This is a genomic window from Caballeronia concitans (assembly GCF_001544615.1).
Taxonomy (GTDB): Bacteria; Pseudomonadota; Gammaproteobacteria; order Burkholderiales; family Burkholderiaceae; genus Caballeronia; species Caballeronia concitans.
Genome location: NZ_FCNV02000001.1, coordinates 434,316 through 448,144 on the forward strand (window position 1 = coordinate 434,316; position 13,829 = coordinate 448,144).

The following is a 13,829-nucleotide window of genomic DNA, read 5'->3' on the forward strand; positions in this document are numbered from 1 at the left end:
CCGTCAGTCAATCAAAGTCGGGATAAATGATGTGCCGCCGCGTCCCGCGCGATGAGCGCGAGGCCGGACAGCACGAGCGAATCGTGGCGCGTGTGCGCAACGTCGAGCGCGCCCGCGATTTCATCGGCTGCGCCGCCGCCCAGCACCAGACGGACATCGGCTTGCAAGTCGTCGCGCAGATCGCGCCATGCGCGTTCGATGAGGCTCGCTTGCGCGAGCAGGCAGCCGGACGACAGAGCGGCGGCGGTATCGGTGGCGAAGAGGCCGTGCGGCTTCTCGCCCGCGCCGTGCAGCGCGCGACGCGCGGCGGTGGCGTCGAGCGTCGGCAATTGCGCGGTGCGGCTGCCGAGCGATTGCATCATCAGCGACCAGCCCGGCGCGATCAAGCCGCCCGTGAAGACGCCGTCGGCGCGCAGGGCTTCGAGCGTCGTCGCGGTGCCGAACGTGGCGATGAGCACGTTTTCGCCGGGATATGCGGCCCGCGCGCCGATCAATCCGGCCCAGCGGTCGCTGCCGAGTTTCTCCGGCTCCGTGTAGCCGTTGGTCACGCCGCATTGCCGGGCGCTGGCGCGAATAAAGGTGCGCGGCGACGCGGGCCAGCGTGCGTCGAGAAGACGCTCGATCCGCGCCTGAACCGACGCGCCCGCCACGTTCGATATCCACGCGCTCGCGCAATCCGGCAACGACGACCATGCGGCGAGCGCCGGGTCGGCGTGATCTGCTGCATCGCGTTCGTGCTCGAGCGCGCCGTTGGCCATCGCGACGCCGTTTTCATCGACGAGCGACCACTTGATGCGGCTGTTGCCCGCGTCGATCAGAAGCATCGGCGCGTGGCTCACGGACGCTCCCGCGCGAGGCGCAACGTCAGTTCGCCGGTGGCGACGGTGCGCGGACCTTCGGGCGCGTCGATGAGCAACTGGCCGCTGTCATCGACGCCCGATGCCACGCCGCGCGTGACTTCCTGTCCCTGGTCGATCAGCACGACTTCGCGGCCGGCGTACGCGTGCGCGTCGGTCCAGCGCTGGCGGAACGGCTTGAAGCCTTCGGCTTCGAAGCGGGGCAGGGCGGCATCGAGCGCGTTGAGGAGGGCGGCGAGCGTATCGGTGAGATTCGCGTCGGGCCACGCGCGGGCGAGCGCGGCGGGCGTCGTGCCGGGAACGGCGGACGCGGCCTGGCGGTTGGCGTCGTCGACCTGAGCGGCGAGCTGCTCCGCGCCGTGCAGATTGATGCCGATGCCGATCACCACCGCCGTCGCGCCCGGCGCGGTCCACGCGGTTTCGATGAGGATGCCGGCGAGCTTGCCGTCGTCGAGCAGCACGTCGTTCGGCCACTTGAGCGCGGGCCGCGCGGACGGCGAGAGCGGCAGCCGCGCGAGGGCATCGAGCACGGCGACGCCGACGGCCAGGCTCAGTCCCGAAAGCCCTTCGATAGGACGCTGCAGCACATAGCCGACGGACATCAGAAGCGCGTTGCCCGGCTCGGCGAGCCACGCGCGGCCGCGCCGTCCGCGGCCCGACGTCTGCGAATACGCGACGCGCACGAGGCGCGCGGCGCAATCGCCGGGCGCGGTGTCGCGTGGGGCGGCGCGCAGGCGTTCGATGAGATCGGCGTTCGTGGAGCCGGTTTCATCGACGATCTCGATGCTCCAGTCGCGGGCGGGCCGCTCGGCGAGCGTCGCAAGCCGGTGGCGGTCGATGCGCCAGGGGGCGTCGGGGGCGAAAGCGGGGGAGGGGTTCATGGCGGCTATTGTAGCGGGGCGCTATTTCGGTGATCGCGCGTGGGCTGGTGCAGGGATCAGGCGAGGGTGATGAGGAGGTGGCATTTCCGCACAAGCGGAGGAAACTCGGCAACGGTGGAACTCAATCGTAAGGCGATCTGCGGGGGCGCTGAAGCAACTGTAGAAACTCACACCCTGTGATTTTTCGCGGCCGTTTTTCTCCCCACGCTGGGGACAACAAACTTTGACGCCACCGATTCGTCATATAAAACATTAATCTCGATACTCTCATCTCCTAATGGAAATAAGGAGTCGAGAGGCGCGCATGACGTTTAGATTCGGCGATTGGCAACCTTCCTACAACACATTGGACGTGCCGTTGAAAAGCGGCTGGCGATGCACGCTTGTCCCACGCTTGCAATGTGGCACGGAACTCTGGTTCCTCAAGGGTGATGCCCGTAAGACAATCCAGGAAGATCGGATTGCGTTCGCTCGCTACTTCCGTCCGAATCTCGATCTGCGCACGATCCCAGGCGGGGACGCTTTACGCATCATCCAGCGTTTTCTGCGCACTTTCCTCAGGGTCGCTCACTGGAATCAGCCAACATCGAATGAGGAGATCGAGCGATTCTTTCGCAGGGCTGTACGCGATGAAGCGTTGATTCCGGTGGTAAATCGAGGATGGCGCCTGGCGCCGCGGTTTGACGTGCCTCCCGACGCGCCGCAGCGCTGGCCGAGGCAGGTTGGCCTCCAATCCATGCCGCGCGATCCCGACTACATTCCGATCCGCCAGCGTGGGGCGGCGGCGAGCGCAGGGTCGTTGGGCAGTGACGCCGTTGCGACTGAGCCAGACAGGGGCAGTCTTATCATTGACAGCGGCGGCGGGAGCAGCAGTGAGTTCGACTGGCACGACGCGGTGGAAAATGCGGCCGGAGCGGTTCTTGGAGGAAGCAGTTCGGATGACGATAGCTCGTTCGCAATGAGCCTCGAAGACGGATCGGCGCTTGAGGCATCCCCGTTTGCGTATTCTGAAGATCAGCAGTTGGGCAATGTGTTGGATATCGCGGCGAGAGGCGTGAGCGAGTCCGACGAAGCGGACTGTTTTTCCCTTTACGAGCGAGACCTTCGCATGTGCGATGTCGCGCGCGCCATGTACCAGGATCCGCGATCGGTCGCGCTATGCCAGCAGCGCGCATTTGAGAACTACCAAGCCTGCCGAGGATATTGAATGAACAACCAACCTCAAGCCTCCATCGTCTTTTACGACGAGGAGACCAAGCAACTCAAATTCATCACTGTCCACCGGCGCGACGTGCAGGCCGCGATCGATAGGGAGGTGGCCCGCTCTGGCGGAATGACGATACCGCCGACGGCGGAAGACGGCAGCAATGAGCCGCTCACCGACGAGGATGCTCGCAGGCTAGGCGGCATGGCAATGCTGATGCAGGCATACGACTATCCTGAATTCAGGGCAAGGCTCAAGCTAACTATGGCCGAGCGGGTCAATTGGAATCCAGCAGGCAGGCCTTCTGATGACAGTCTTTGATGTCATCAAAAGGAGATTGGTGGCACAACGACCGAGCCACGCTGCGCCGCGATCTTCCACGGTGAGGATGACAAGCGATTCAAACCTTCACTGTCAGACGGGAGGCGCCCGACAAGTTGCGTACGAGCCGGCTTGTGAAGCCATAGTCAATAGAGGCGCCGGCGGCACGCTAGACGACGAGTTCGCGCGCAAGCTGGCGGCGTTTCTCGGACCGATCCTGCTCAGTCCAGCCCCCATCCCCGCCCCGCCATACAACCTTCGTTACAATGTCCTCTCCCACCCACCCTCGCCCCAACACCCTTGAACTTCGACACGCCGCCGCGCCTGCGAGTGGAAGCCGGTCAGCAAGGCAAGGTCGTCCGGCTCTCGGGCCAATGGACCGCGCTCGCGCTCGCGCGTGACCGCGCCAAAAGCGGCGTCACGCGGCGGCTGCGCGCCATCGGGCGGGAAGCCATCAGCCAGTGGGATCTGCTGTCGGTCGAGCGGCTCGATTACGTCGGCGGCCAGGCGCTCTGGCGCGTCTGGGGGCGCAAGATGCCCGCGACCGTCGCGCTGTCCGATACGCAGCGCGAAATCTTCGAACGCGTCGCGCTGCTCGACGCCGAGCGCGAAGAACCCGAACCCGTCGATCGCATCGATCCCGTCACCCGGCTCGGACAACTGATCTTCGCGTTCCTCGATCATCTGCACGGCGGCCTCTCGATGTTCGGCGGCTTTCTCATCGATCTCGTCTCGATCGTGCGGCGTCCGAATCGCACGCCGTGGACGGAAATCTCCGCCAACATCTACAGCGCCGGCGCACAGGCGCTCGCGATCACCGCGCTCGTCGCGTTCCTCATCGGCATCGTGCTGAGCTATCTCTCCGCGCAACAGTTGCGCATGTTCGGCGCGAACCAGTACATCGTGAACATCCTCGGGCTTTCCGTGATCCGCGAGCTCGGGCCCGTGCTCTCCGCGATCCTCGTCGCCGGGCGATCCGGCTCCGCGATCACCGCGCAGATCGGCGTGATGCGCGTCACCGAAGAACTCGACGCCATGCAGGTCATGGGCATTCCGCACGGTCTGCGGCTCGTGCTGCCGCGCGTGCTCGCGCTCGGCGTCGCGATGCCGCTGCTCGTCATGTGGACGAACATCATCGCGCTTCTGGGCGGCGCGCTCGCGGCGAAGCTCGTGCTGTCCATCGACATCGCGTACTTCATCCGCTCGCTGCCGTCCGTCGTGCCGATCGCGAATCTGTGGATCGGGCTCGGCAAGGGCGTCGTGTTCGGCATGCTCATTGCGCTCGCCGCGTGTCACTTCGGCTTTCGCATCAAGGCGAATTCGCAAAGTCTCGGCGAAGGCACGACGACCTCCGTGGTCACGTCGATCACCATCGTCATTCTCGCGGACGCCGTGTTCGCCATCCTCTTCCAGAACGTGGGACTCTGACTCATGTCGACGACGCTCGCCACCGCCGTGCGCCACCAGCCGCCGCCCGTGATCGCGGAGCCGGTCATCGAAGTGCGCGACGTCACCAAGCGCTACGGCAAGACGGTGATCCACGAGCATCTCGACTTCGACGTGCGGCGCGGCGAAATCGTCGCGCTGCTCGGCGGCTCGGGTTCCGGCAAGACCACGCTCGTGCGGCAGATTCTCGGCCTGGAATCGCCGACATCGGGCACGATCCGCGTGCTCGGCGAGGAATGGGCGCGCATGGACGAGGAAACCGCCAAGATGCTGCGCACGCGCTCCGGGATGATGTTCCAGCAAGGCGCGCTGTTTTCGTCGCTGTCGGTGTACGACAACATCGCGCAGCCTTTTCGCGAACTCGGCAAGATTCCCGAGGATCTGATCCGCGAGTTCGTGATGCTCAAGCTCGAAATGGTCGGCCTCTCGTGCAAGCACGCGAGCAAGATGCCGTCGGCGCTGTCGGGCGGGATGGTCAAGCGCGTGGGCATCGCGCGGGCCATCGCGCTCGAACCCGAACTGCTGTTCCTCGACGAACCCACGGCCGGTCTCGATCCGAAGGCATCGGACGAATTCGTCGATCTGATCGCGACGCTGCATCGCGCGCTCGGCCTGACGGTCGTGATGGTCACGCACGATCTCGATACGATGGTCGCGCTATCCACGCGCGTCGCGGTGCTCGCGGACCGGCGCGTGCTCGTGGCGGCGCCGGTCGAAGAAGCGGTGGCGGTGGATCATCCGTTCATCCGCGAGTATTTTCTGGGGCGGCGCGGCCGGCGCGCGCTCGCCGCATTGCCGCCCGAGCGCCGCGCGAAGCTGCCCGCCGTCGCGCTCGACGACGCCACGCTCGCTCTCCGGTAACGTCGCGTTAGCCCGCGAGGAGAAAGGAACCCGCCGATGGAAAACAAATCACACGCGTTCTGGACCGGGCTTTTCACGATCGTGCTCGTGCTGGCGATCGCGTTCGCGGCGTTCTTCTTCAACGTCGATCGCACCGTGCGCGTGCCGTACGACCTGATCGCGCGGACCAACGTGACCGGTCTCTTCACCGATGCCGCCGTGCGTTATCGCGGCCTCGGCGTCGGCAAGGTGCAGTCGATCCGCTTCGACAAGTCGCATCCGGGGCAGATTCGCATCCGCATTCTCGTCGATCAGAACGCGCCGATGACGCATTCCACCTTTGCGACGCTCGGCTTTCAGGGCGTGACGGGCATCGCGTTCGTGCAGCTCGACGACACGGGCCGTGACACGACCGCGCTCGCGTCGTCGCCGCAGCACGTCGCCGAAGTGCCGATGCGCCCCGGTCTCTTCGAGCAGTTGCAGGAACGCGGCGATGTCATCCTGCGGCGCTTCGAGCGCCTTTCGGACGACGCGGACAAGTTCCTTTCCGACGACGTGCGCAACCAGTTGATGGACACCGCGAAGAGCCTGCAGGGCGCGGCGGACGGCATCGCGTCGCTGGCGAGCCAGGTGTCGCCGACGACGGCGCATCTGCCGCAGACGCTGCAGCAGATCGACCGGACGCTCGCATCGACGAATACGCTCATCCAGAATCTGAACCGCGAGAACGGGCCGTTCGTGACGAACCTGAACAAGGCGGGCAACGCGGCGCAACAGGCGGCCGGCGCGCTCGCGGACATGAACGAATCGCTGCGCGAAGTGACGGCGCGCGTGGGCTTCGAAACGCTGCCGCGCCTGTACTCGTTCACCGACGACCTAAGCAGCGCCGCGCGTTCGGTCGACCGCGCCGCCGACACGTTCAGCACGAGTCCGCGCAGCGTGCTGTTCGGCGCGCCGTCGATGCCGCCGGGGCCGGGCGAGCCGGGCTTCGCGTGGCCCTCGAAACCGGCGCATTGAGAGGAATTTCATGGCACACACAAGGCTGAATCCTGGCGCAGCGCTCGCGCTTTTCGTCATGGCGATGCTCGCCGGCTGCGCGTCGAACGCGACGGTCGCGCCCGACGCGCGTTTCGACCTCGGCGCGCCGCCTCTGCTGACCGACGCATCCGCGGCGCAGAAAGCGATGCCGCCCGTCAAGGTGCTCGCGGTCGGCGCGTCGCGCAATCTGGAAACCGACGCGTTCATCTATCGCATGAGTTACGTCGACGCGCAGCGCACCGGCAGCTATTCGACCAGCCACTGGACGATGCCGCCCGCGCAACTCCTGACGCAACGCCTGCGCGCGGCGCTCTCGGCGCGCGGCCCGGTGCTGACGGGCGCCGATCCGGTGCGCGCGGCGCTGCTCGAAGTGGAGCTGACCGGCTTCGAACAGGTCTTCGATGCGCCCGGTCAAAGCCACGGCGCGGTGTCCGTGCGCGCGACGCTCACGCAGCAGGGCCGCGTGGTCGCGCAGCGCGCGTTCGCGGCGAGCGCACCCGCGCCGAGCGCCGATGCGTCCGGCGGCGCGCGCGCGCTCGCGGCGGCATCGGACGATCTGATCGCGCAACTGAGCGCGTGGCTCGACGCGCAACCGCTCACCGCATCGCGATGACATCGACATCGCACTTTCACGCAACCTCGCTCGAACGGAGGCGCTCGGGCGGCTCATGACGATCAAGCAATGGCAGCGCCGCCCGTCGGCGTTTTCGCGGCAGGCGCTCGGCGCGTACGCGGCGCTCGTCGTGTACGGGTCGCTGTATCCGTTCTCCGGCTGGCGATCGCTCGGCATCGGGCCGTTCGCGTTTCTCACCGATCCGCTCCCGCAATACCTGACCGCGTTCGACGTGGTCACGAACGTGCTCGGCTACATGCCGCTCGGCGCACTGATCGTGCTGGCGCTGTATCCGCGCTGGCGGGGATCGGCGGCGGTGTGCGCGGCGTTCGTCGGCGGCGCGCTGCTTTCCGGCACGATGGAAGCCATCCAGACGTATCTGCCGACGCGCGTGTCATCGAATCTCGATCTCGCCGCGAATGCGCTCGGCGCGCTCGTCGGCGGCGTGCTCGTCGCGCCCGCGACCAGCGCGCTGCTCGATCGCGGCCTGCTGCGACGCATCCGCTTCACGTGGTTCGAGCGGCACGCGGCGTATGTGATCGGCTTGTCGGCGCTGTGGCCGTTCGCGGCAATGTTCCCCGCGCCCTATCTCTTCGGCGGCGGCGACCTGCCGCGCGTGCTGTGGGACAGCCTCGATCCGGCGATGCAGGACGCGATCCTCGTCTGGACGCCCGCCGCGTGGGACATCGAAAGCTGGCCGGACCGGCTCGGCGCGCTCCTGCCCGACGATTCGTGGGAAGCGCTCATCACGTCGTCGAATCTGTTCGCCGCGCTCGTGCTCGTGACGCTGCTCACGCGCGAGCGCGCGCCGCGCATCCGGCTGATGATCGGCCTGATCGCGGCGACGCTCTTCGCGAAAGCGGGCGCGTCGTTCCTGCAATCGCGCGCCGGACTGACGTTCGACTGGGCCACCGACGGCGCGCTCGAAGGCATCGGCATCGGCACGGTGGCGGGCGTGCTCTCGGTCGCGCTGCCGCGTGCGCTGCGGGCGGCGCTCGCGGGCGTGGCGCTCGTCGCCGGACTCGCGCTCGTCAATCTGCTGCCGGTGAATCCTTACTTCGATATCGTGCTCGCCGACTGGCGGCAGGGGCGCTATCTGCACTTCAACGGGCTGCTGCACTGGCTCGCGTGGGTGTGGCCGTATGCGGCGCTCGGCTGGCTCGCGTCGGCGGCGGAGCGCGCGTGGGTCATGCGGCGGCGGGTGACGGGCGGCGGCGCGCGCGAGTAGGCCGGCGGCAGCCCGACACATCGCTCGCTATAATCGACCGACACTCTTTCGCCCGGCTCCCTCGACGCTCATGGACTCCTTCTACAAGTACCACGTGTTCTTTTGCCTGAACCAGCGCGACGCCGATGCCCCGCGCCCGAGCTGCGCCAATTGCAACGCGCAGGCCATGCAGGAGCACGCGAAGAAGCGCGTGAAGAAGCTGGGCCTCGCCGGCGAAGGCAAGGTGCGCATCAACAAGGCGGGATGTCTCGACCGCTGCGAGCTTGGGCCGGTCGTGGTCGTGTATCCGGAAGGCACGTGGTACACGTATGTCGATGAAACCGACATCGACGAAATCGTGGATTCGCATCTCGCCAACGGCAAGATCGTCGAACGTCTTCTGATCGATCAACCGGCTTAACGAACGCCGCATGAACGCGCAAACAGAAAAATTCCTGATCGACGGTCCCGCCGGCAAGATCGAAGTCGCGCTCGACCGCACCGACGCCGCGCCGCGCGGCATCGCGCTCGTCGCGCATCCGCATCCGCTCTTCGGCGGCACGATGGACAACAAGGTCGCGCAGACGCTCGCGCGCACCTTCGTGCAACTCGGCTACACGACGTATCGCTCGAACTTTCGCGGCGTCGGGCAGACGCAAGGCGAGCACGACAACGGCATCGGCGAGCGCGAAGACCTGCTCGCGGTCATCGGCCACATGCGCGCGCAGCCCGGCCAGAGCGACGTGCCGATGGTGCTCGCGGGCTTTTCCTTCGGCACCTTCGTGCTGTCGCACGTCGCGAAGCAGCTGCTGGAAAGCGGCCAGGCGATCGAGCGCATGGTGTTCGTCGGCACGGCGGCGAGCCGCTGGGAAGTCGCGACGGTGCCGGAGAACACGCTCGTCATTCACGGCGAAACTGACGACACCGTGCCCATCGCATCCGTCTACGACTGGGCGCGGCCCCAGGAACTGCCGGTCGTCGTGATTCCCGGCGGCGAGCACTTCTTCCATCGCAAGCTGCACATCCTGAAGCGCGTGATCGTTGATGCATGGCGCTGAAGGTTCGCGCGTGAATCGAATTTGAAAGATGCGCGTAGGCGTCGCCCGAAAAACGTGAATTTGCGCGAAAAGCAGGCAGATTCGCCGCAAGCCGGCTTCGGGCCGCGCGTATAATGGCGCAGAATTTTTTTCGCCGCCCATTCGCTTTTCTCGTATTGCAAATGCGCTGCGGCGAAAGCCCGCCTCGAGCGCCGGCGTGCGTGCCGGCCAACGCGACGTTCTAAAACAAACGTTTGAGAACCGATGGCGCGGCCGTCTGTCGAATGAGCGCTCTTCGCCGCGGCACCGGAAAGACCGTCTTTCCGGCTCGCCGGACCATGAGGCGAAGCGCCCGACCGGCATCGACGGTCTGCCTGTTCAACCCGCGCTTCGCCAATTTTCGGATCATCCCGGGCGGAGCGCCGATGCATTTTCTGCCGACCGATCCTATGCGCTTTTTCCCTTCCGGCTTTTCTGTTCCTTCCGTTTCTGTTTCCGCTCCCGCATCTGCTGTCAGGCTTCGCGCATTGAAGGCGGCCATCGTGCTGCCCGCCGTGCTCGCCGCCGCGAGCGCGTTCGCGCAAGTGCCGCCGCCCGCGGTCACCGCGCGTTCGTGGGTGCTCGTCGATGCCACCAGCAATCAGGTGCTCGCGTCGGGCAATCCCGATGAGCGCGTCGAACCGGCATCGCTCACCAAGCTGATGACCGCCTACCTCGTCTTCGACGCGCTCAAGGCGAAGAAGATCAACATGGACCAGACCGTCATGCCGAGCGAGGCCGTGCGCCGCGTGAAGACGGACGAGTCGCGCATGTTCATCGAGGCGAACAAGCCGGTCACGGTGCATGACCTCGTGTACGGCATGATCATCCAGTCGGGCAACGACGCGGCGATCGCGCTCGCGGAACTGGTCGGCGGCAGCGAGGCCAACTTCGTCAATCTGATGAACGGCGCGGCGCAGCGCATCGGCATGAAGCACACGCACTATGCCGACGTGAACGGCATGCCCGATCCGCAGCACTACACGACCGCCGGCGATCTCGCCGTGTTGTCCACGCGTCTGATCCGCGACTTCCCCGAGTACTACAGCATCTTCTCGGAGAAGGAATTCACGTATAACAAGATCAAGCAGCCGAACCGCAACCGCCTGTTGTGGCTCGATCCGACCGTCGATGGCCTGAAGACCGGCCACACGAAAGCCGCCGGCTACTGCCTGATCGCGACGGCCAAGCGCTCGCTCGTCGGAACGCCGGACGCGAGCCGCCGTCTCGTCGCGGTCATGATGGGCGAGCCGAAGGAATCGGCGCGCGTGCAGGACAGCCTGAAGATGCTGAGCTACGGCTACACGGCGTACGACGCGCTGCGTCTCTACAAGGCGAATCAGGTGATCGAATCGCCGCGCGTGTACAAGGGCGCGACGGACACCGTGCAGGCAGGCGTCTCGACGGATCAGTACATCACCGTGCCGAAGGGTCTCGGCGACAAGGTCAAGCCGACGATCACGCGCAACGATCTCCTGATCGCGCCGATCAAGAAGGGCCAGCAGGTCGGGTCCGTCCGCATGATGGCCGATGGCAAGGAAGTCGCGCAGTTCCCGCTGGTCGCGCTGCAGGACGTGCCGGAAGCGGGCATTTTCGGCCGCCTGTGGGACTCCGCGCTGCTGATGTGGCAGAAGCGTAAGTAATCGCGTTGGTTCGAACGGAGCGGTATCGATGACCTCGACTCAGGCCGATGAATTCAACCCGACGGTCTATCTGAACGGCGATTGGGGACCGCTTTCCGAAGCGCGCATTCCCGTGCTGGATCGCGGTTTCATCTTCGGCGACGGCATCTACGAAGTCGTGCCGCTCTACGCGCAAGCCGGCGGCGCGCGCCTCCCGTTCCGGCTCGCGCAGCATCTTGCGCGGCTCAATCGCAGTCTCGGGAAGATCCGCATCGAGAATCCGTTCGACGACGCCGGCTGGCGCGCGCTGATTCAGCGTGCAATCGACGCGAACGCCGGCGAAGGCGATGCCATCGTCTATATTCAGGTCACGCGCGGCGTCGCGAAGAAGCGCGGGCACGCGTTTCCGGCGGGCATCGCGCCGACCGTGTTCGTGATGCAGAGCCCGCTCGTGCTGCCGAGCGACGCGAGCCGCGCGCAAGGCGCGGTGGCCGTGACCGCCGAGGACAAGCGCTGGCTGCATTGCGACATCAAATCGACATCGCTGCTCGGCAACGTGCTCATGGCGCAGCACGCGGCGGAGCACGACGCGCTCGAAACCATCCAGTTGCGCGACGGCTTGCTTACCGAGGGATCGTCCTCAAATGTGTGGATTGTTGCAGGCGGCACGCTGCTGGGCGCGCCGCGCGGGCCGCGCATTCTGGAAGGCATCCGCTACGGGCTGATCGAGGAACTGGCGGCCGAGGCGGGCATTGCCTTCGAGGAACGCGACATCACCGAGGCCGAGCTGCGCGCCGCCGATGAAATCATGATCAGCTCCGCGACGAAGGAAGTCATGCCGATCACGACGCTCGACGGCAAGCCCGTCGGAAGCGGCCGCCCCGGCCCGGTCTATGCTGCGCTATATGACGCCTACCAGCGGGCGAAGGCGCGTGAGTTCGCGAGTCAGGCGAGCCGCGCCGGTTAAGGAGAAAGCCATGTCCGATTCCACGAATTCCCCGACCAGCTCCGACGATCTCTTCAACTTTCCCTGCGATTTCCCGATCAAGGTGATGGGCAAGTCGCATCCGGAGTTTCAGGAGACGATCGTCACCGTCATCCGCGAGTTCGACGGCGAATTCGACGCCACGCGCGTCGAAATGCGGCCGTCGTCCGGCGGCAACTACACGGGGCTGACCTGCACCGTGCGCGCGCAGAATCGCGCGCATCTCGACGACATCTACCGCGCGCTCACCGGGCATCCGATGGTCAAGGTAGTGCTTTGAGATTGCCTGCGGGCGCATCGCACACGGCGGGCGTGCGCTCGTAGAGCAGCCGGAACTGCTCCGCTTCCGCGAAAATCCACTCACGAAACGCCTGAACCCTCGCCGTCGCGAGCAATTCGGGCGGACACACGAAGTAATAGCTCCACGGGCTCGGGCCGTCCACGTTGAAGAGGCGCACGAGCCTTCCCGCGATGATTTCCTGCATCGCGAGCGAGCGCCGCACGAGCGCGATCCCCTGGCCATCGATGGCCGCCTGCAGCAAATTCGACGAATCCTCGTACAAGACGCCGCGTTTCGGCTCCGGCAGGTCCGGCAGGCCGGCTGCGTCGAACCACGGACGCCAGAGTTCGTCGCTCGAACGCAGCATCGGCATGGTCGCGAGATCGGCCGGCACGCGCGGCAGCACGCCGCCGTTGAAGCGCGGCGAGCACGCCGGGAAGAACACTTCGTCGAGCAGCGGCTCAGCGTGCACGCCGGCGTATTTGCCGAAGCCGAAGCGAATGGCCAGATCGACGTCGTCGCGGCTGAAGTCGGTGAGCGAACTGGTCGACAGCAATTCGAGATCGAATTCCGGGTGCCGTTCGATGAACCCGCCCACCCGCGACGTCAGCCAGCGCGCGGAAAACGACGGAATCGTCGAAACGACGAGCCGCCGGTCGCGGTCGCCTGCACGGATGCGTCGCGTGGATTCGGCGAGCGCGACGAGCGCCGCGCGCACGTCCGCCGCGTACTGACGGCCACGGTCGGTCAGGCGCACGCGCTTGCCGTCGCGGGCGAAGAGCGTGACGCCGAGTTCGGCTTCCAGCGCGCGAATCTGATGGCTCACTGCGCCGTGCGTGACGAAAAGCTCGTCGGCGGCGCGCGAAAAGCTCTCGTGACGCGCGGCGGCTTCGAAGGCGCGCAGCGCGTTGAGCGCGGGAAGCTGGCGAAGGTCCATGTGGATGGTCGCGTGTTCGTTTGTCAATCCGGCTCACATAGCAGTGAAAATTGATCGTTTTGCTCGATGCCTTGCCACGCCTAGGATTGTAGTCATCGAAACGTTCCCTTGGCGGAGTCGATCATGCGAGAAATATCAACAAGCGTCACGTTTGAAATCAGGCCGGGCGAAACGGTGCCGATGCGCATCGCGCGCAGCACGCGGCTCTCGGTGCACGGCGGTCCGGTCTGGGCCACGCGCAGCAACGACATCGAAGACTACTGGCTCGCGCCGGGCGACCGGCTGAAACTGCGCGAACGCGAGCGGCTCTGGCTCTCGGCGGAAGGCGACAAGCCCGCGTGCGTCGTATTCACGATGCTCCCGCGCCGCGACGAACGCGCGATTCGCTGGCTGTCTTCGAGCATCGAACGTCTTGTGCAGCGCTTTCGCGCCGGATGGCGCACCGTCTGAGCCAACTATTCGCATTTGCCATCGCAGGCATGCGAATTCACCATCGGCGGGCATGGGGCTATTTCGGTAAAC

At 65.9% G+C, this 13,829-nt stretch carries 16 protein-coding genes; 13 read left to right on the forward strand and 3 right to left on the reverse strand.

Translation table 11 applies throughout. The features are described 5' to 3' along the window. Positions 1 to 11 precede the first annotated feature (11 nt). Positions 12 to 824 carry a type III pantothenate kinase gene (locus AWB72_RS02055; RefSeq protein ID WP_087127822.1) on the reverse strand — a complete coding sequence of 271 codons (813 nt, stop codon included), beginning with the start codon at positions 822 to 824 and terminating at the stop codon, positions 12 to 14. An 11-nt stretch (positions 825 to 835) separates the two neighbouring features. Further along, entirely contained in the window at positions 836 to 1,738 is a 903-nt protein-coding gene (locus tag AWB72_RS02060; protein ID WP_087127824.1) for a biotin--[acetyl-CoA-carboxylase] ligase, read from the reverse strand. 304 nt (positions 1,739 to 2,042) lie between these two features. Here AWB72_RS02060 and AWB72_RS02065 point away from each other — a divergent pair, with 304 nt between their 5' ends. The 12 genes from AWB72_RS02065 to AWB72_RS02120 all read left to right on the forward strand — a co-directional run bounded on the left by AWB72_RS02065 (position 2,043) and on the right by AWB72_RS02120 (position 12,370). Next, positions 2,043 to 2,945 (forward strand): hypothetical protein, encoded by a 903-nt coding sequence (locus tag AWB72_RS02065; RefSeq protein WP_143754569.1) that lies wholly within the window; start codon positions 2,043 to 2,045, stop codon positions 2,943 to 2,945. Beyond that, the gene (locus tag AWB72_RS02070) at positions 2,946 to 3,263 is read left to right on the forward strand and encodes a hypothetical protein (protein ID WP_087127828.1); all 318 of its coding nucleotides are present in this window, start codon (positions 2,946 to 2,948) and stop codon (positions 3,261 to 3,263) included. A gap of 300 nt (positions 3,264 to 3,563) precedes the next feature. After that, a complete protein-coding gene (locus AWB72_RS02075; RefSeq protein WP_087127829.1) occupies positions 3,564 to 4,691 on the forward strand; it encodes an MlaE family ABC transporter permease in 1,128 nt (375 codons plus the stop codon). 3 nt (positions 4,692 to 4,694) lie between these two features. After that, on the forward strand, positions 4,695 to 5,570 hold the full coding sequence (locus tag AWB72_RS02080; RefSeq protein WP_040053110.1) for an ABC transporter ATP-binding protein: 876 nt from the start codon (positions 4,695 to 4,697) through the stop codon (positions 5,568 to 5,570). A gap of 36 nt (positions 5,571 to 5,606) precedes the next feature. Beyond that, positions 5,607 to 6,566, forward strand: a complete 960-nt coding sequence (locus AWB72_RS02085) for an MlaD family protein (RefSeq protein ID WP_040053109.1) — start codon at positions 5,607 to 5,609, stop codon at positions 6,564 to 6,566. A gap of 10 nt (positions 6,567 to 6,576) precedes the next feature. Beyond that, positions 6,577 to 7,200, forward strand: a complete 624-nt coding sequence (locus AWB72_RS02090; protein WP_087127831.1) for an ABC-type transport auxiliary lipoprotein family protein — start codon at positions 6,577 to 6,579, stop codon at positions 7,198 to 7,200. A 55-nt stretch (positions 7,201 to 7,255) separates the two neighbouring features. Beyond that, positions 7,256 to 8,428, forward strand: a complete 1,173-nt coding sequence (locus AWB72_RS02095) for a VanZ family protein (protein ID WP_040053107.1) — start codon at positions 7,256 to 7,258, stop codon at positions 8,426 to 8,428. 70 nt (positions 8,429 to 8,498) lie between these two features. Beyond that, a complete protein-coding gene (locus tag AWB72_RS02100) occupies positions 8,499 to 8,828 on the forward strand; it encodes a (2Fe-2S) ferredoxin domain-containing protein (RefSeq protein WP_040053106.1) in 330 nt (109 codons plus the stop codon). Between the two features lie 10 nt (positions 8,829 to 8,838). Then, the gene (locus AWB72_RS02105; RefSeq protein WP_040053105.1) at positions 8,839 to 9,465 is read left to right on the forward strand and encodes an alpha/beta hydrolase; all 627 of its coding nucleotides are present in this window, start codon (positions 8,839 to 8,841) and stop codon (positions 9,463 to 9,465) included. 428 nt (positions 9,466 to 9,893) lie between these two features. Beyond that, positions 9,894 to 11,126: a D-alanyl-D-alanine carboxypeptidase family protein gene (locus AWB72_RS02110; RefSeq protein ID WP_040053266.1), complete on the forward strand. Its 1,233-nt coding sequence runs from the start codon at positions 9,894 to 9,896 to the stop codon at positions 11,124 to 11,126. Between the two features lie 28 nt (positions 11,127 to 11,154). Beyond that, positions 11,155 to 12,072, forward strand: coding sequence for a D-amino acid aminotransferase (locus AWB72_RS02115; RefSeq protein ID WP_087127832.1), 918 nt, complete (start codon positions 11,155 to 11,157; stop codon positions 12,070 to 12,072). A 10-nt stretch (positions 12,073 to 12,082) separates the two neighbouring features. Next, the gene (locus tag AWB72_RS02120; RefSeq protein WP_087127834.1) at positions 12,083 to 12,370 is read left to right on the forward strand and encodes a DUF493 family protein; all 288 of its coding nucleotides are present in this window, start codon (positions 12,083 to 12,085) and stop codon (positions 12,368 to 12,370) included. Here the strand turns inward: AWB72_RS02120 and AWB72_RS02125 are convergent. After that, positions 12,354 to 13,307 (reverse strand): transcriptional regulator GcvA, encoded by a 954-nt coding sequence (locus tag AWB72_RS02125; protein ID WP_040053102.1) that lies wholly within the window; start codon positions 13,305 to 13,307, stop codon positions 12,354 to 12,356. The genes AWB72_RS02120 and AWB72_RS02125 overlap by 17 nt on opposite strands. 123 nt (positions 13,308 to 13,430) lie before the next feature. Between AWB72_RS02125 and AWB72_RS02130 the strand changes: the two genes are divergently transcribed. Then, the gene (locus AWB72_RS02130) at positions 13,431 to 13,757 is read left to right on the forward strand and encodes a DUF2917 domain-containing protein (protein WP_087127916.1); all 327 of its coding nucleotides are present in this window, start codon (positions 13,431 to 13,433) and stop codon (positions 13,755 to 13,757) included. Positions 13,758 to 13,829 lie beyond the last annotated feature (72 nt).